The sequence below is a fragment of the Cohnella sp. GCM10012308 genome (genome assembly GCF_042649185.1).
In the GTDB taxonomy this organism is placed as follows: Bacteria; Bacillota; Bacilli; order Paenibacillales; family Paenibacillaceae; genus Cohnella.
The window spans coordinates 128465-147007 of the sequence record NZ_JBHRYU010000015.1 but is presented as its reverse complement, the minus strand read 5'-3'; the positions used below and the strand labels follow the sequence as shown (position 1 = coordinate 147007).

At 59.8% G+C, this 18543-nt stretch carries 12 protein-coding genes, 1 tRNA gene and 1 pseudogene; 7 read left to right on the top strand and 7 right to left on the bottom strand.

Annotated features, from left to right (window positions below):
- Positions 1–31: 31 nt before the first annotated feature.
- The 3 genes from ACFOTD_RS17640 to ACFOTD_RS17630 all read right to left on the bottom strand — a co-directional run bounded on the left by ACFOTD_RS17640 (position 32) and on the right by ACFOTD_RS17630 (position 4023).
- Positions 32–988, bottom strand: a complete 957-nt coding sequence (locus ACFOTD_RS17640) for a diacylglycerol kinase catalytic domain-containing protein (RefSeq protein WP_378121012.1) — start codon at positions 986–988, stop codon at positions 32–34.
- 3 nt (positions 989–991) lie between these two features.
- A complete protein-coding gene (locus tag ACFOTD_RS17635) occupies positions 992–2035 on the bottom strand; it encodes an SPFH domain-containing protein (RefSeq protein ID WP_378121010.1) in 1044 nt (347 codons plus the stop codon).
- Between the two features lie 1055 nt (positions 2036–3090).
- Positions 3091–4023, bottom strand: a complete 933-nt coding sequence (locus ACFOTD_RS17630) for a helix-turn-helix transcriptional regulator (RefSeq protein WP_378121009.1) — start codon at positions 4021–4023, stop codon at positions 3091–3093.
- A gap of 141 nt (positions 4024–4164) precedes the next feature.
- Here ACFOTD_RS17630 and ACFOTD_RS17625 point away from each other — a divergent pair, with 141 nt between their 5' ends.
- From ACFOTD_RS17625 to ACFOTD_RS17600, 6 genes are all read left to right on the top strand, one after another.
- Positions 4165–7575: a glycosyl hydrolase gene (locus ACFOTD_RS17625; RefSeq protein ID WP_378121007.1), complete on the top strand. Its 3411-nt coding sequence runs from the start codon at positions 4165–4167 to the stop codon at positions 7573–7575.
- A gap of 56 nt (positions 7576–7631) precedes the next feature.
- Positions 7632–9452, top strand: coding sequence for a sensor histidine kinase (locus tag ACFOTD_RS17620; RefSeq protein WP_378121005.1), 1821 nt, complete (start codon positions 7632–7634; stop codon positions 9450–9452).
- Positions 9427–11037 (top strand): response regulator, encoded by a 1611-nt coding sequence (locus tag ACFOTD_RS17615; protein ID WP_378121003.1) that lies wholly within the window; start codon positions 9427–9429, stop codon positions 11035–11037. Before ACFOTD_RS17620 ends, ACFOTD_RS17615 begins: the two co-directional genes overlap by 26 nt.
- Positions 11038–11164: 127 nt before the next feature.
- On the top strand, positions 11165–12691 hold the full coding sequence (locus ACFOTD_RS17610; RefSeq protein WP_378121001.1) for an ABC transporter substrate-binding protein: 1527 nt from the start codon (positions 11165–11167) through the stop codon (positions 12689–12691).
- 90 nt (positions 12692–12781) lie between these two features.
- Positions 12782–13663 carry a carbohydrate ABC transporter permease gene (locus ACFOTD_RS17605; RefSeq protein WP_378120999.1) on the top strand — a complete coding sequence of 294 codons (882 nt, stop codon included), beginning with the start codon at positions 12782–12784 and terminating at the stop codon, positions 13661–13663.
- 18 nt (positions 13664–13681) lie between these two features.
- Positions 13682–14509: a carbohydrate ABC transporter permease gene (locus ACFOTD_RS17600; RefSeq protein ID WP_378120997.1), complete on the top strand. Its 828-nt coding sequence runs from the start codon at positions 13682–13684 to the stop codon at positions 14507–14509.
- A gap of 28 nt (positions 14510–14537) precedes the next feature.
- Here ACFOTD_RS17600 and ACFOTD_RS17595 read toward each other — a convergent pair whose 3' ends face one another.
- The 4 genes and pseudogenes from ACFOTD_RS17595 to ACFOTD_RS17580 all read right to left on the bottom strand — a co-directional run bounded on the left by ACFOTD_RS17595 (position 14538) and on the right by ACFOTD_RS17580 (position 17191).
- Positions 14538–14945, bottom strand: coding sequence for a thiovarsolin family RiPP (locus ACFOTD_RS17595; RefSeq protein ID WP_378120995.1), 408 nt, complete (start codon positions 14943–14945; stop codon positions 14538–14540).
- A gap of 175 nt (positions 14946–15120) precedes the next feature.
- The gene (locus ACFOTD_RS17590; RefSeq protein WP_378120994.1) at positions 15121–16353 is read right to left on the bottom strand and encodes an MFS transporter; all 1233 of its coding nucleotides are present in this window, start codon (positions 16351–16353) and stop codon (positions 15121–15123) included.
- Positions 16354–16431: 78 nt separating this feature from the next.
- Positions 16432–16596, bottom strand: a pseudogene (locus tag ACFOTD_RS17585) (LLM class flavin-dependent oxidoreductase); the annotation flags it as partial.
- A gap of 507 nt (positions 16597–17103) precedes the next feature.
- A tRNA-Leu gene (locus tag ACFOTD_RS17580) sits at positions 17104–17191 on the bottom strand.
- Between the two features lie 173 nt (positions 17192–17364).
- On the opposite strand from ACFOTD_RS17580, the gene ACFOTD_RS17575 reads away from it, so the two are divergent.
- On the top strand, positions 17365–18519 hold the full coding sequence (locus tag ACFOTD_RS17575) for a polysaccharide deacetylase family protein (protein WP_378120992.1): 1155 nt from the start codon (positions 17365–17367) through the stop codon (positions 18517–18519).
- Positions 18520–18543 lie beyond the last annotated feature (24 nt).

Here is an 18543-nt window from a genome sequence, read left to right as displayed (position 1 = left end):
CGCGACTTGAACGATTAGCGTCAGCATAGGCCTATACGACCAGTCGCCCCTTCTTCTCCGCTACGCCTATCGACGCCCGTAGTCCCGAACGGAATTCCAGGTAATCTTCTTCGACGCCGTCACTGAAGATGACGCCGTCCTCGGGCATCTGCGACACCACTTCGAGCGCTTGACCGCGCTCGATGCGGCCATACACGAGCCCGGTACCGGTTGTCCGGCTCGGAAACGGCTCCCGGACCGCGAACCGGAGCCAGTCGCTTTCCCATTCAAGCCGCTGGGCATCGACATCCGCTCGTTCGACTGCAAGTCCGCCTCCGGCGATTCCGGCTTGCCTCGCGATACCCGTCGCTCCCGCCAGCACGCTCTTGAGCCACCCAGTGGCGCCTACGCCCGTCGATACGATGATGCCACTCGACGATTGCTGCTCTTCCCGTCCGCCCGCGGCGATCCGGTAGCGGGCCGATACATGCGTCCTGCGTCCGACGTAAAAATCGTTGACGGCGTATAGCGTCTGTCCGTCGCACAGCACCGCCTTCGCCAGCGTCACCTCCCGCACCAGGCGCCGCCCGGCGGCGGTATCCGTTACGATTTTCGGCACGTCGCCCACTTGAAACGGAAGAAGAATCCCGTCCCAGCGCCGCGGATCCGGATTGACGCCGATGAGCGGCTGGCCGTCCAGATACTTCAGCGTACCCGCCACTAATCCATCCTGGCCAAGCGCCACGACCGTATCGGAAGGTCCGAACAAATAATTGGGAACGTAGGTCCGATCCAGCAGCTGCACGATGCCCAATTCGCTCAGAGCTTGCCGGGTCCTTGCGAGCGCGCCGCGATAGACTTCGTCTTCGGCCAAGTAGTCGGAAAAGTCCTCGCCCATCGATTCGATGACGAACTGCGCCTGCCGGACGGAATTGTACCTGACGATCAGCTCCTCAAGACGCGTGCGCCGCTTGACGAGCACCAGCCGAATAGCTCTCGCTTCGCCCATCGATTATCTCTCCTTCCTGCCTGCCACCTTCGCCTCGCCGCCTTGAAGCAAGCCTTGCAGCAGATCGGGCGTTATATTCAACTGCCCGATCTTGTCCGCCTGACCGGCCAGATCCTGAAAGGCGATCGCGATCAACTGGCCCGGATTCATGCCCGCGCGGGTCAGCGACTGCAGCACCTGGTTATCCGCGCCGCCAAGCGCATTCATGACTGCGGTGAGCTCGTAGGCCTTCGCATCCGCCTCGGACTGCCTGTTGCCGGCCGAGCGCTCGAGCAGCGTCTTGCGCTCTTCCTCGTACGCCGTATCGAACTGCAGCTGCTCCTGCTGCATCTCGTTTCGCTTCTGCTGAACGAGACGCTCCGCAGCCAGCTGGCTCTCGCGGATTTGCTTCTTTTTGGCTTCGACGGCGATCTCCGTGCTGAGCTCGTTCTCGCGCACGATCCGCTCTTGCTCGATCGAGGCGTTGCGCCGCTCGTACACCGCTTCGTCGGCTCGACGCAGAATTTCCTCTCTGGCCTGCGCCTCCAGCGCCCGCATCGTCTCCTTGTTCGGCAGCACCGCCAAGATCGAAGCGCCCATCGCTTCGATGCCCAGCTTCGCCAGCTCCGGACTTGCCCCTAGTTCCTCGCGAATGGCGGCGGCCAGCCGATCGCCGGACTGTATCGCGTCCCGCAGCGGCATTCGCTCGAGATGACGCTTGACAAGTACCTTGACCAATCCGATGACGCGTTGGCCGAGCTTGGCCGGATCGTCGGACAAATACGTCTTTTTGCGCAAATTGTACGTGTAATCCAGCATGCGGGACGTTTGCCGGAAGTCCGCGATCCGGAACGTTAGCTGCCCCTGGACCGTCACGCTCTGGAAATCCCGGGTGATCTCCTCGAACATGAACGGCGCCTCGGTTGACGATACGGGCATGACCACGGCCGTCGTTGCGGGCGCATAGTAGTAAAAAGACAGCCCGAGCCCTTCTTTGACGACCTTGCCGCTGCGCACCTTCATCACGTACTCGCTGGGCTGGAACTTGACGAATCGGAATCCGAACATGGAGAATACCTCCGTTTATTATATTATCATTTTAATAATATCATTATGATAATTAATTGAACGAGCATATCTCAACCGCCAATTTTCCTTCTGTTCATCCGAATCGGCCCATTTATTCCGCTTCGCCTCCGCTTTTCCGCTCCAAACCTTCCTTTACTCTCGATTTCTTCCGTTTCCGTGCCATCAGAAAAAATGGTTATCGACGATTCATCCGTTAGCCGCTCCGCCGGGCTGCTCCGATGCGGCTCAGATGGGAGGGATCCGCTGGGCTTCGGCGAGATTCCGATGGGGCTTCGATGAGGCTTCGATGAGGCTTCGATGAGGCTTCAGTGGGGCTCCGACGGTGCTTCGATAAGGCTTCGATGAGGCTTCGATGGGGCTTCGATGGGGCTTCGATGGGGCTTCGATGGGGCTTCAACGGGGCTTCGATGGGGCTTCGATGAGGCTTCGATGAGGCTTCGATGAGGCTTCGATGAGGCTTCGATGAGGCTTCGATGGGGCTTCAACGGGGCTTCGATGGGGCTTCGATAGGGCTCCGGTGGCCCCATGTGGGGCTTCGATGGGGCTTCGATAGGGCTTCGATAGGGCTCCGGTTGGGCCCATGTGGGGCTTCGATGGGGCTTCGATGGGGCTTCGATGGGGCTTCGATGGGGCTTCGATGGGGCTTCGATAGGGCTTCGATGGGGCTTCGATGGGCTCAGATGGGCCGCCCCGATGGGCCGCTTCGATAGATTGGCCGATCGTCGCCCGCGTCGTTCTTTCGCCGCAAAGCCTGCAGATATACATCTTTTTTTGCCGGTATCGCCCCCGAAGGATCAAAAAGATGCGAAAATGCAGGTATTTTCCTCAATCAGCCAGTTTTCCGGCATGTACCGTGAATTTACCTGCACATTTGCAGACATTTCATCAAAGGTGGCGAGTCGATAGAAAATACATGTACAAATGCAGGCTTTTGATCCGTCACACTTCCGAAAAGCACCGGCATGCCGATAACGCGCTTGTCTAACTGCGAATACACCATAGCCGCCTACTACTCCTAACCCGAGGCCGGGCTTTCACCGCCAGGTTTCGTCGCGCTGCGCCAGTCCATCCTGCAGCTCAGGCTCGGGTCGCAGGCGGAACGCCGACGGCGACAAGCCCGTCGCCTCGCGGAAGCTCCGCGAGAAATAATGCACGTCTCCGTAGCCGAGCGACTCCGCGATGTCGGTTATCCGCTCCCCCGTCAGCAGCAGCCGCTTGGCCCGCGCGATGCGCTCGCGCCTTGTATATTCCTTGGGACCAAGCCCCGTCGCCTCTCTGAAAATCTCGGCAAAGTACGTCGGATGGTAGCCGCATAACTGCGCCAGCTCCCGGCTCGACAAGCTGCGCGCCGGTTCGCGGGCAATCGCCGCAAGCGCGGGCGCGATACGCCTCGCGGACGGATCGGGGCGCTCTTGCAGCTGCCGCCGCACAAGCGCGACCAACAGCGCTGTCATATTGCCGCGCATCGCGGCCTCGCAGCCCGGACGCTGCTCCCGGTATTCGTCGACGATCGGCCGGAACAGCGGCTCGAGCTCGGGCGCGTGCAGCACATGCGCCAGCGCGAGCGGCGGGCGGCCCTCGCCGGCGTCGATCCTGTATTCGACCGGCGGCTCATCGCGCTCCGCTTCGTCGCACGCGCGTATGGCGGACGCGGGATGCACGGAGACGGGCGTTCCGCCGTCCCAGTCGAAATGAATGCTGTAGAAGCCAGTCGGCTCGTTCGCCGCCGTCTCGATGCGGTGCGGACTTCCGCCGCCGTAGTAGGCGCAGCTGCCCTGAGACAGCGAATAACGATGCCGGCCAAGCGTTAGCTCCACGCGTCCGAACAGTACGAAGAGCAGCTGGCAATCGGGGATGACGCGCGGCCCCCAGACGAAAGCCGGCTCCTGCACGGCGCGCTCGGCGAAGTGAACGATCGGCCGGATCGACGCCAGGTCGATCGGCTGTACTCCTTTTGTCGGTTGCATCCGCGGCGCTCCTTCCCGTTATGGGCGTATTATAAAGCATCACCTGTCAAAAATGCACCTCATTCCCGGCGCGGCTGCAAAGACAGCCGGCATTCCGCAGGGTAAACTGGGCTGGAACATAGCCAAGGAGGTTGCATCCGCATGATTACATCTGCTTCATCCGCCATATCTTCTGCACCAGCCGATAAGCTCCGGGCGGGCTTCGCCGATCCCGCCGCCATCTACCGCCCCGCCCCGCTCTGGGTTTGGAACGATGACATGGAGCCCGAAGCGATTCGCTTCCAGCTGCGCGAGCTCGCATCGCACGGCTTTGGCGGCGCCTTTGTCCACCCGCGTCCCGGACTGATGACCGAATATTTGTCGGAGACGTGGTTCGAACGCTGGGGCGAGGCGCTCGAGGAAGCGTCCCTGCTAGGCCTGAAGCTGTACATTTACGACGAAAATTCCTATCCCTCCGGCTTCGCCGGCGGACATGTACCTTCTGAGCTGCCCGACTGTCTCGCCAACTCCGTGCTGTTCCACGAATACGGTCCCGACGAGGTCGCGCGCAAGCTGGAAAATTCGTCGCCGATGCTGAACCGTCCCGGCCACCCGATCAAGGCGTTTGCGGTGCGGTCGACGCCCGACCGGATGCCGGCCTGGGAGATCGTGCGCGACGTCACGCTGCTGCCGATGATGGATTGGCAAGCGCACGGCGACCGCTTCTGGGTATTCGAGCTCGGAACGCCGATGACCAACAACTGGCTCGGCGGCTTCGCCTATGCGGACCTGCTGCGGCCGGAGGTGACGGCGCGCTTTCTCGCCGTCACGCACGAGGCGTATCGCGAGCGCTTCGGCGACCGGTTCGGCTCGCTGATCCCCGCGCTGTTCACCGACGAGCCCGAGATCTCGCCCGGCAATTTGTTCGAGCACGGCTCGCCGCTGCCGTTCTCCTTCTGGTTCGCGGGCGAGTTCGAGCGACGCAACGGCTACGATCTACGCGATTATTTGCCCTATTTGTTCCGCGATGCCGCGATAGGCGGCGAGGCAGCGCCCGCCGTCGATGCGCCGAAGGTGCGGTTCGATTATTTTGAAACGATCCGCGAGCTCTGGGTGAATAACTCGGTGCGACCGATCTCCGAGTGGTGCGAAGCGAACGGCATCGCCTATACGGGTCACTACATCGAGCATCAATGGCCTCATCCGTTTCACCGCACGTCCCCGGCCGTCATGTCGCTCTACGCGTACATGCATTGGCCGGCCATCGACCTGCTCGAGACCAAGCTGCTCCGCGCCGACGCGGCAAGCACCACGTTCTTGCCGTTCGCACCGCCGGGCGACTCGCAGCGCGCGCAGGGCGCTTACAACGATCCCGCGGCGCTGTTGACCGTGCGCGAGGCGCACAGCGCAGCCAATCAGTTCGGCAAGGAGCGGGTGCTGTGCGAGGCTTACGGCGCCGGCGGCTGGGACTCTTCGTTCGAGGACTACAAGCGAATCGGCGACTGGCTGTACGTGCACGGCATTAACTTCCTTAACCAGCATCTGACCTACGGCACGATCGTCGGCGCGAGAAAGCGGGACCACCCCCAGTCGTTCGATTGGCGCCAGCCCTGGTGGGACGAATATACGCAGCTGAACGACTATTTCGGCCGGCTGTCATACGCGCTGTCCCAGGGACGGACGGTCAACCGGATCGCCCTGCTCAACCCGACGACGTCCAGCTTCGTCGTGACGGCCGAGGCTGTCGACGGGGATTCCGTCTACCAGCAAGGCATCGTCGACATGTTGGAGCTCGTGCAATCGTTATCCGACGGGCAATGGGACTACGATCTGTGCGACGAATACATCATGGAGGGACATGCCGACGTCGAGGCGTCCAGCCTTCGCGTGGGACAAGGCCGCTACGAGATCGTCATCGTCCCCGCGGCAATGACGCACATGAAGGCTTCGACCGTCGCGCTTCTGCGCCGATTCCTGGAAGACGGCGGCATCGTCGTTGCGGCGGGCCGGGCGCCGGAACGGGTCGACGGCGCACGCTGCGAGGACGCTGCGGAGCTCGCCCGCCATCCCGGCTGGCATTCGGCGGCAGATCCGGCGGGACAGCTCGCGCTGCTGTCGGCCTTCGCAGCGCCGCGCATCCGTCTCGCGAGCGAAGAATCGGCGCCGCCGAGCGGAATCGCGCATCTGCGCCGAGAGTTGGGCGACGGCTCATCCGTATACTTTATAGCCAACTCCCGCAGCACCCGCTTCGACGGCGAGGCGACGCTGCGCGGCCGGCGGGCCGAAATGTGGACTCCGCTGGACGGCACGGCGACAGCGCTCGGATTGTCGCCGGACGACGACGGCCGCTTGACGATCGCGTTGTCGCTGAACGCATCGGGATCGATGCTGCTGCGCGTCTTTGAGGATACGGCGCAAGAAGACGACGCGTTTGGCTTTGCGAACGTTGCGGCCGACGGCGACATCGCGGACCTGGCGGGATCCAGGGGCATCCGGAACGCAAACACGGAGACCGTAAGCACGGGGAACGCAAACACGCCGCCGGACACGGCGCACGGTGCGCCGCAAGCGCCTCCGCGCCAAACTGCCGCACCGACGCGCTTGCCGGTCGCGCTGTCCGCGCCGGAAATCGTGCCGGAGCGGGACAATGTGCTCCCGATTCTCCACTGCGACCTGTACGCCGGCACCAAGCAGTATCTCGGCATGCATACGGTTCACGCAGCCCGATTCGCATTCGAGCATCACGGCTTCGACAACAATCCGTGGGACAATGCCGTCCAGTTCAAGCGGCGGCTATTGGACCGCAATGACGCCTTCGACGAGCGGAGCGGAATAACTGCCGATTATCACTTCCACGTCGACAGTCCGGACGAGATCGGTCCGGTGCGTCTTGAGCTGGAGCGGCCCGCTTGCTATCGGATCTCCGTCAACGGCGTCCCTGTCGAAGCCGCCCCGGGTACCTCGCGGCTGGACCGCCATATGGGGGCCGTCGACATTACGCATACGCTGCAGCCGGGGCGCAACACGATTCGGCTGGAGGGCCGGCCGTTCTCGATCTGGATGGAGCTGGAGCCGCTTTATCTGTTCGGACAGTTCACGGTCGCGCCGAATCCGCAGGGCGGCTGGCGGCTGGAGGCTGGCAGGCCGATCGGACAGGGTGCATGGCTGGACCAGGGCTACCCATTCTACTCGGACGCCGTGCGCTACCGCTATACGTTCACCCTTCCTTCAGAGGCCGGGCGCGTCTTTTTGACCGCGCCGTCCTGGAATGGCGCCGTACTCTCCGCGCGGTTGGACGGCAAGCAAGCCGGTCTGCTGGGCTTGGAGCGAGGCGACGAGCTGGAGCTGACCTCCCTCGTGCGTCCGGGCGCCGCCCACACGCTCGATTGCCGGATCAGCGGCACCTTCCGCAATCTGCTGGGACCGCATCTCGACGCCGCCAAACTGCGCAATACGGCCTGGCCAGGCGCCTGGAAGCGCTCGCCGCTCGAGGGGCCGCCGCCGGCGGACAATTACGACTTGCTGTCCTACGGATTGTTCGCGCCTATTGAGATTTGGACCATTCCCCTATAACATACAACTATCGCAGGGCGGTAGAAGCGCCATCGAACGAAAGGACGGGGAGCGCATTGAAGAGAATATTGGCGTTCAAGCAGAAGCTGGTGCTGACCTACGTCATCTTCATCGTGCTTCCCATGTCCGTGCTCGGTCTGGGCGCCTACCGGCTTTACAGCCAGGCCATGGAGAATAAGGTAAGCGATTTCGTACAGCAAGTCGCCGTGAGCACGTCGTCGAATATCGAGATGTACATCCGCGAGCTTGAGCAGTTCACGCTTATGCCCTACTTCAATCGCGAACTGCAGGATATGCTGACGATTCCGTTATCGAACGAGGAGCAGACGAACAAAGATATCAAGCAGACGCTCGAACAAAACTTCAGCTTCTGGCAGTCGCAGCGGGGCAGCATCGAAAATATTACTTACTTCAGCAAGCCGGGCGAAGGCGCAAGACGCATTTACAGCCTCAGCTTTCAGCCCGGCCTTTCCATTGAGCAAATGCCGTGGTACGAGGCCTTCGACGGCTCCGACGCAATCGTGACCACCATGAGCCTTCACAGGCCCGAAGCCAATCAGCTCGTCCAAAACGGCGAACCGCTCCAGGTCTTCTCCCTGATCCGCAGAATCTATTACGCCACCACCCTGCTGAAAACCGCCGGTTATTTTCAGGTCGATTTTACCCTGGAGGACATTGAGCGCATCGTGAGCCGCGTCAACAGCGAGAAAAACGGATCCTTTTTCGTAATGGACGAGGACAAGCAGGTCGTGTACGCCGACGATCCGGTGAAGCCCGAGCTGCTGGCTTACGTCTCAGGTCTTCAAGCCGGCAGCGCCGGACCGCAGATCATCGACCTGGACAAACGGAAAACGATCGTCGTCCAGCATCCCGTCGGCAAGATGGGGTGGACCGTCGTCGGCTACGTCCCCGTATCCCGCATCGTATCCGGCATCGCGTCGGTCCGCAACTCCATGCTGCTGATCGGACTCGTCTGTATCGCGATCGCTCTGGCGGTATCCACGGGCATTTCCTACAGCATGACCAAACCCATCTATCGGCTGATCTCGCTTATCAAGCGTGTCGAGCGCGAAGACTTCCAGATCGAATACGACAACCCGCCGCGCAACGAGCTCGGGCAGTTGATCCGCAGCTTCATTCGAATGAGCAAAAGACTGGACGAGACCATTCGCCATCTGTACCAAGCGGAGATCGTACGCAAGGAAAGCGAGCTGCAGGCGCTAAGATCGCAGATCAATCCCCATTTTCTTTTCAATACGCTGGAGACGATTAAAATGAGGGCGGAGCTCGACGAAGCCGACGACACCGTCGACATGATCACGGCGCTCGGTAAGCTCGTCCGGTCGTCCCTTCAGTCCGGCAGCGACTTCATTACGCTGCAGGAAGAAAAGGATTATCTGATCAACTACTTCTTGATTCAGGAAAATCGCTACGGCGGACGCTTCGATATCACGGTTCGCATCGAGGAAGCGCTCTTGTCGAGTTATATACCGAGGCTGCTCGTGCAGCCTCTGATCGAAAATGCGTTCTACCACGGACTGGAGATGAAGCAGGGCAAAGGCAAGCTGAGCGTCAGCATCACGGCCGAGCCCGACGGCGTCAAGATTGTGGTGGCGGACGACGGGCTGGGCATCCCGATCGACCGCCTGCTGGAGCTGCAGCGACAGACCGGCGCGGAGACGCTGAAGCCGCTGCATGAAGGCGGCAGCATCGGACTGGTCAACGTAGCGGCCCGGATCCAGCTGTATTTCGGTCTACCTAACGCGATGCACATCGACAGCCGGCCTGGTCACGGGACGGAGGTTATTCTGCTGCTGCCCCTAATTGCAAGCGAAAGCGAGGTCGAACGCTATGTATCGCGTTATCATCGCGGATGACGAATCCTCGATTCGTCAAGGCATCCGCAAAATTTTGCAGCGCTTCGCGCCGCAGTGGGAGCTCGTCGGCGAAGCCGAGGACGGCGAAGCCGCCATGCGGGAAATCGTCCGGCTGCAGCCCGATCTGGTCATCCTCGACTACCGGATGCCCGGACTGACCGGCATCGAATGCTGCGAGCGGATCGCGGCGGAGGCACCGCATATCCACCGGATTTTGCTGACCGCCTATCAGGAGTTCCAGCTCGCCAAGCAGGCGATAGACCATGGCGTGGAGGCTTTCATCACCAAGCCGCTCGATCGCGCCGAACTGCTGCAGACGCTGGACAAGATCGCGCAGGCGATCGATCATGGACGCAGCGAGCGGGCCAGACTGGACGCCCTGCAATTGTCGCTCAAAAAAGCCGCGCCGTTCGCAGAAAAGCTTTACTACCAGCATTTCCTCTTCGGACAGGACGATCAGGAGCTGGTCCAGCTGCTCGTCGAGGCCGGATACGCGCCGCTCGGCGATCGCGGCGGCCGCGAGCTGATCGTCCTTGCCGTCAGTCCCGACTGGATCGAGCCGCAGCGATTCCGCCCTTCCGACGAGGAGCTGTTCCGCTATGCGCTGACCAAGTTCGTACAGGAGTGGTGTGCCGGAGACCCGCACTGCTATGTGCTGCAGGATCATATCGGCCAGGTCGTCGTCCTGATGAGCAGGACGGCCGGCGATGCCGCCTTCGTCTCCGAAGCCCGCGGCCGGGCCGAAGCACTTAAGCAGGCGATCGGGCAGAGCTTCGGCCGCGACGCGACGATCGGCATGAGCGGACTGCATCCTTTCGCGGCAGCTTCAAGCGCTTATCGCGACGCCTCGCTAGCCGTCACCTACAGGCTCGTATGCGGCGGCGGTCAGCTGTTGTCGCTGCCTGAGCTGCGCGACGACCAAAAAATGAATCTGTCCTCAGGCCCGGCGGAGCAGATCGAGCTGTCGCTTGCGCAGCTGCTGCTCGGCGACGCCGAGGAAGCCCTGGCGATCCTCGAAAGGCTGACCGGCGCCGACCGGATGATGCCGGTCGAGCTGCGCCGGATGACGACCCATTATTTGCTGCGTCTTGGGGCACAGCTGCGGCTGATGGATCTGGATCTGTACGCGATCAGCGGCAGGACGCTGGAGGACTGGCTGCAGGCGGCAGAGACGGCGGTGACGCGCGATACTCTGATGGGCATGATCGGCACGCTGCTACGCCAGGTCGCCCATACGATCGCCCAGGAGCAGAGCGAGCGGGACGCTCCGCTGCTGCAGCAGGTTCAGCAATATGTATTGGAATCGCTCGCCGATGGCGTCAGCCTCCAGTCCGTCGCCGACCGCTTCGGCATGAACGCCAGTTATTTCAGCCGCCGCTTCAAATACGAGACGGGAAGGAACTTTGTCGTGTTCCTCAAGGAATGCCGCATGGAGCGGGCCAAGACGCTGATCGAGGGGGGCGAGCGCAATCTCCAGGAGATCAGCGAGCTGATCGGCTATGCCGACCTCAAGCACTTTTACCGCGTATTCAAGGAATACACCTCGTACTCCCCCACCGAGTACAAAAGGCGGCACGGTTACTGAGCTCGGCAAGGTAAAAAAATTCATCCGAAAGTAAAATCTCTCCCACTACCGAGCGCAGCCGGCCTGAACTAAGATGAAGTCAGGAATGATCGCGCTTTCAAAACAATAGCATTCGAGGGGGATGTCCATGAAGACGAACCATTTCGCCAAAACCTCCGCAGCCTTGGTTGCGCTGGGGCTCGTGCTCAGCGCATGCGGCGGCAACAACGCCGAAGATGGACAAGCCGCTTCGACGGCACCGGCAGCGAGCGGTACCGCCGGCAGTACGGCCGGCAGCGCTTCCGGCGAAGCCGGGGGCTGGAAGGGCACAATCACGATTTACGCCCAGGTCTACACCCCCAACTCTAAAAACATCGCCGGCCTGAAGCAGCAGACGGCACTGCAGGATGTCGCCGGCGAATACGAAGCGGCGCATCCCGGCATCAAGATCGCGTTCGTCGACGAGGAATTCAAGGACTATACGCAAACGGTGCGGGTCAAGGCCGCCGCCGGCGAGCTGTTCGACGTCTACTGGGGCCAATGGGGGGATTTGAACAGCACGTTCCCCAAGGGCATCGCGGAGGACTTGACCCCCTACTTTAGCCAGCCGAACCCGTATATTCCAGGCAAAGCCACTTGGGGCGAGGCGATGAACGCCACCGTCGTGAACGAGACGAAGTCTCCGGACGGCAAGAGCTACAACATCAACGGAGACTATGTCGCGACCGCGTTTTTCTACAACAAGGACTTGTTCGCCAAAGCGGGCATCTCCCAGCCGCCGTCCAGCTGGTCGGAGCTGGTCGAGACGACCAAGAAGCTGAAGGACGCCGGCATCGCGGCGATGTCGCAAGCGCCGGACTACGGCTGGTTCCAGCGGCACTTTCTGTCCGACTTCTACGACAAGGAGTTCGAGCAAATCGCCGGCTTCGACCAGAACCCCGGCGTCTCCTCGCTGGACCAGAGCGTCGCGATCGCCAAGGGCCTGCTGAACACGTCCGACCCGCGCTTCATGGGGTGGTGGCCGTTGTTCAAAACGTTGACCGACAACTGGAAGCCCGACTATGTGTCGTCCGAACCCGGCGTCGTCGGCAACAACGCCCGCAACGACTTCTTGGCCGGCAAAACCGCTATATTCTACGACGGCAGCTGGCTCCCGGAAAACGCAAAAGACGCCAAAGTCGGCTTTGAGCTTGGCTCCTTCAACTTCCCGGTGCTGACGCAGGCGGATACGCCTTACACGACCGGCACCGACGCCTCCGGCGCGGTCGGCGGTCCCAACGCAGCCTTCCAATTTGCCGTAGCGACCAAGCAAGCCAACGCCACGATGAAGGAAGCCGGCAAGCAAGCCGCCGTCATCGACTGGCTGCAATTCGTCGGCACGCCGGCCAACCTCGAACGCATCGTCAACGAGCACGGCACCTTCGTTCCGACCTGGCCGGATACGAAGCCCGCGGAGAGCATGACCGAGCTCGCCAACCAGGCGTCCAATGAATTGAAGGCGCTCGGCGTCGGTGACTCCTCGCCGAACTTGAGCAAAAATATGCAGCGTATCTTCAACCTCTACTTGAGCGGCAACATCGATCTCGCCAAAGCCACCTCCGACGTGCAAAAAGAGCTGGACGCGGCAATCAAGGAATACCAATCCAAAAACAGCGTCGATCTGGGAAAATACTAAGGCGCTGCGCGGATGCAGAGAAAAGGGGGCCGCCGCTTCACAGCGCTCCCCTTTTTTCTTCCCCTGAAGCCATGAAAGGAAGAATGCCGCATGACCGGAAAAGCAAAGCTGAAAACCGCGCTGACCGGATACGCCTTTATTTTGCCGACTTTTGTTTTCCTGATCTGGTTTATGTACTACCCGGTATACCAGGCGCTGATCGGCGCCTTCACCGATTGGGACGGCTTCAATGCGCCGCGCTATATCGGACTGGACAACTTCGTCCGCCTGATCGGCGACGAGGTGCTGCGGCAATCCACGATCAACGCCTTGATCTGGGTCGTCCTGTCGATCGTGCTGGCCGTCGTGCCGCCGTTTCTCGTCGCGGAGCTGATCTTCCAGCTGAAGCGCGAGCGCGCACAATACATTTACCGGACGCTGTTCGTCGTACCGATCGTTATTCCCGGCATCGTCACCATTTTGCTGTGGCGGTTTTTGTACCAGGGAGACGGCGCCCTTAATCAACTGCTGGAGTTGATCGGACTCGGTTCGCTGCAGCAGCTCTGGCTCGGCAATCCGAATATCGCGCTCTATTCGATCATTTTGATGGGATTCCCGTGGATCAGCGCCTTTAATCTCCTCATCTTCTACTCCGGACTGCAGAGCATCTCCACCGAGGTGTTGGAGGCGGCCAAGCTGGAAGGCGCGACGGGCTGGAAACGCGTATGGCGGATCGACATCCCTTCTTCCTTCCCGCAACTGCGGCTGATTATCATATTGACCTTGATCGGCAGCCTGCAGAATATCATTCCCCCGCTCATCATGACGAACGGCGGTCCGGGCTACTCCACTTACGTGCCGATTCTGCATATGTACAACGTCTCGACCGTCAACGGCGAGTTCGGCTACGGCATGTCGATCGCGCTCGTTATGTTCGTCATCATCCTGCTGTTGACCCTTGTCAACATGAAGCTGGTCAAATCCGAATCCTGAGGACAGGAGGTCCAACCGATGCGCGCTCTCCGCCTGCCAGGAGCGGGGCAATTGTTGCTGCTGCTGCTGCTTGTGTTCAACCTGCTGCCCATTTACTTTATTCTCGAAAACTCCGTCAAGACGCCGCTCGAATTCGCCTCCAGCACGCTGTCCTTCCCCCAGGCGCTGCAATGGAGCAATTACAGCGTCGCCTGGGAGAAAATCAGCCTGTCGCTGTACAATACGTCCCTCATCATTGCGGCCAGCGTCGTGGCCATCGTCGCTTTCTCCGCGATGAGCGCCTACTCGTTTTCCAAGCTTCGCTTCCCGCTCAAAAACACGCTGTTCCTGCTGGTATTCGGCCTGCTGCTGATTCCGGGCTTTCTGACGCTGATCCCGCTATATTTGCAGATCAAAAAGCTCGGCTTAAGCGACAGCTATCTGGCGCTAATCCTTCCGTATATCGCCGGCGGGCAGGCATTCAGCATTTTTGTCCTTAAGACGTTTTTCGAACAGCTGCCGGACGAGATTTTCGAGGCGGCCCGCATCGACGGCGCCGGCAATATCCGCATCTTCTCGACCATCGTGCTGCCGCTCTCCGTCCCGATCTGCACCACGGTCGCTATCATCAATATCACCGGCCTGTGGAACGACTACCTGCTGCCTTCGCTGCTGCTCAATCGCGCCCATCAGACGGTCACGATGGCGCTCGTCGCGTTCGAGGCCGCTGCTGGCAACTACGGTCTCAGCGACTACGGCGGCATGATGGCCGCTTACCTGCTCGCCGCCATTCCGCTGCTGCTGCTGTTCTCGCTGCTGATGCGCAACTTCGTCGAAGGCATCTCCAGCGGGTCGATTAAAATGTAAGATGCCGCCGGATGCGGGGCTGGATAACCTAAATGCTCGGGCGTTCGAGCGCGACCGCTTTAAAATGTTGATTGCCTTCTGACGATGCGCCATACAAGCCCAAGAGGCTCGATTGGCGGTGCGGTTTCGCGAAGTAGCTCTGTACAACGTCTCTTGAGCTCAATTGACAACGCTGTTCCGCAAAGTAACTCTGTACAGCGTCTCTTGGGTTCGATTGACGACGCGGTTCCGCAAAGTAGCTCTGTACAGCGTCTCTAGGGTTCGATTGACAACGCTGTTCCGCAAAGTAGCTCTGTACAGCGTCTCTTGAGCTCAATTGACAACGCTGTTCCACAAAGAAACTCTGTACAGCGTCACTTGGGCTCGATTGGCGGCGCTGTTCCGCAAAGTAGCTCTGTACAGCGTCTCTTGAGCTCAATTGACAACGCTGTTCCACAAAGAAACTCTGTACAGCGTCACTTGGGCTCGATTGGCGGCGCTGTTCCGCAAAGTAGCTCTGTACAGCGTCTCTTGGGCGCTGCTGTTGAGGCCGGCCACTTGGTCATGTTTGCTGGCGAATAGCCCAATCGTCATTTTCATGACAATTGGGCTGGCCTTGTTTTATTGCGAAGCTACGTTGGATTGGCAGCATTCGCAGGCTCCCCTGCGGCTCTGCCCGTCCGCGCGGCCGCAGCCCGATCGAATCCGCTGGCATGGATGAACCAGGCCGCGCCAAGCAGGACGCCTCCGGTCAACGCGAAGACGAGCGAGATGCCAAAGGCGCTGCCCACGATGCCGCCGAGCAGCGGCCCGAGCACGAAGCCGAGCATATTCGCCGATTGGCTCAGGCTCACGGCTCTTCCCCGGAATTCGCTGTCGGCGAATCGCACGATCAGCGCGTTCAGCGACGGGAAGACGGCCGCATAAAAAAGCCCGTAGCCGAAGCGCAGGCCGGTGAAGGCCGCGACGCCGGGAACAAGCAGCTGCAGCAGGCTTCCGATCCCGCCGCCGACAAGGCCGACGATGAGCGTTTTCCCCAAGCCCCAGCGCCCGCCCATTCGTCCCCAGAAAGCACCGGTCATTACCGTGGCCAATCCGACCGCGGAAAATGCGATTCCCGAGCTAAGCATCGCATTGCTCTCGTCCGCGCCGAGTTCGACGACATAGAGAGACAGAAGCGGCTCCAGCATGTAGGTCGACACCGTGACGACAACGATGATGCCGTAAATACGAAGCAGCATCGGCGTCTTCGCCGCCTGCCGCAAGTTTTGCCGAATGGTCGTTCGGACTGTATCGCGACGTCGATTGGCTTCCCGGACTCCCATGACGGCCAACGCGGATAGGATCATAAGCGCACCGGAGAGGATGAAGCATCCCCGTAGTCCGATCCATGTACTGATCAAGCCGCCGGCCAGCGGTCCGATGATGCTCCCTGCTGCAGTGGAGGTCGACATGACGCCGAGCGCGTACCCGACATGTTTCTCCGGCGTATTGGTCCCGACCAGCGTCATGGATGCCGGATAGAAGCCCGCCATGATACCCTGGAAGACGCGAACGGCCAGGAACGAGATCAGATCGAAGACGAAGATGTTGGCGAAATAAGCGAGACCAAGCCCGATTCCAGAACGGATCAGCATCGGCTTGCTGCCGAAGCGATCCGAGAGCGAGCCCCAGAACGGCGCGCATAAGCCGCTCACCAGGAAGCTGATCGAGATCGCGGCGCCGGCCCACGTCTCGACATGCTGAGCTACGCCAAGATCCTGTCGCAGAAACAATGGGTAAAAGGGCGTGGACAGCGTGGCCGCCATGCCGTTGATAAACAGGCCGCACCAAAGCAGATACATGTTGTGTTTCCAATCGGGCAATGCGACGCCTCCTGTTCGTTATCGCTCTCCCATACGCCTGCTGGAGCGCCGGTGTCGCAGTGCCTTTTCCTTCGTTTGTCAGCTTCCGATACCGGCCCTCTCCTTCACAAACCGGTTTTCCCGGAAGGGCAGGCCGAGATTGCCGCGCAGCGTGTCGCTCTCGTATTCCGTGCGGAACAAGCCGCGCTCCTGCAAGATTGGAACGACCAGGTCAACGAAGTCTTCCAGCCCGCCGGGAACGGCTTCGAAAAAAAATGAATCCGATTGAATCTTAGGATGTCTCCACCCGCTCACATTGCCGCCCACGCCGTGAGCGCCGCGCCGAACTTGATCTGCCTGCGATCCGCCATTTCGATTCTCTCCTATTCACCCTATATTCCTATTATTTCAGTAGGTTTTATTCCATTGTACGTCTCCATGGAAGCGATTGACTAATTAATAAATCCAATTGATGAATTCAAACTTTAAATCGTAATGATCTTAATGGGATAGAGTACTGCGGTGGATATACTTAGCCAGACGCATTGTCCCCACCAGGCTACAAAGCCGAAGGGCCGCGCTCCGCACGAAGTCGCTGCAATATTTGAACCGTATTCGAATGCAGACCGCAGCCGCGCTTCTCGAGACCGGCACCGAATGGACCGTCGCGTAGATCGCCTCCCGCGTCGGTATGGAGCCGTCCTGATAAACAAAACAAAAAAGCTCTTGAACCGTCACAAGGACAATTCAAGAGCTTATTCATCGTTAAAGTGGTGCGGTCGAGAGGACTCGAACCTCCACGGGGGGTTAGCCCACTGGAACCTGAATCCAGCGCGTCTGCCAATTCCGCCACGACCGCATATCTGTCTTGTCTTGTTACTTCCGCAAGACGATAAATTAGATTATATAGGCCTGTTCAACAAAAGTAAAGCTTTTTTTTCGGTAACTTATCGGCGAGGTTTGTCGTCTTATACGGGTACCCATCAATCGGGCGCAATCACGCAAGCGGCCGGTTACGCGAGGAGATGCACCATGCGTTTAAAAGCACGATTTTTCGCATTGTCGGTCGTCCTGGTTCTGTCGATCGCCATGTTTAGTCTATTCTTCGTTCAAGCCTACCATAGCCGATTTCCATATATCCAACGTACGTTCTACGGTGCTGCAGGCACTGCGGTCGTCGCTGGGGAACATGCGAATGCCGATTATTCGCCCTATCCCGGCCTGAAGGCAGGCCATGCGCAACCCGACGGACATTTTTATCGCAATCGCGTGATCGTGCTCATGTATCATGACGTCTCGCCGGATCCGACGGACGTACATTCGCTGTCCGCAAGCAACTTCGAGCGTCAGCTTCAACTAATGAAGGACAACAATTTTCACTGGATCACGATGAGTCAGTACCGCGACTTTATCCTTCGCGACCGGCCCGTGCCCGAAAATGCCGTTCTGTTGACGTTCGACGATGGCTACGCGTCCTTTTATAAATACGCTTATCCGCTGCTGAAGAGGTACGGGGCGCCGGCTGCAAGCTTCCTCATCGTAGGCACGATCGGCAATCCGAAGATGCCTGGCGTAGAGAAGCTGAACTGGGACCAGGTTAAAGAAATGCACCGCAGCGGCATCGACTTTTACAGCCATACGTACAATCTTCATTATTACGCGCCGACGGACGCGCGAGGCAAGCACCCGGAGCCCGCCCTCTCCAGCCGACTATATTTGAAGGAAAAAGGACGCAGAGAGACGCAGTCCGAGTATGAAAAGAGGGTGGATGCAGACCTGAAGCAGGCTAACGACGTGCTGAAGCAGGAGCTTGGCGAAGACAATCGCGTACTCGCCTTCCCGTACGGCGCTTTCTCCGATCCGCTGCTGCAGATCTGCCGCAAGCGCGGCATCGACGTGACGCTGACCGTCAAGAGCGGCCTGAACAAGCCGGGACAAACAAACGGTTTCCGATTGAACGCGGGCGGTATGAGCAATAACCCTGAGCTTCAGCTCGCGCTGATGAAAGAGGCGGAGAAACGGCTCGGGCATACGCACTTCGATCGTTCGCCTACCTATAAGCGCTACGCCATCGCATCATTGACCGTCGCAGCAGCCGCCTTCGCTGCTTGGATTTACGTTGGCTTCGCATTGTTCAGGCAGCGCAGAGCATCGTCAGCCCCTACCAATCATCATTCTCACCACTAACGCTTAGGCAGTCGCAATGCGTCA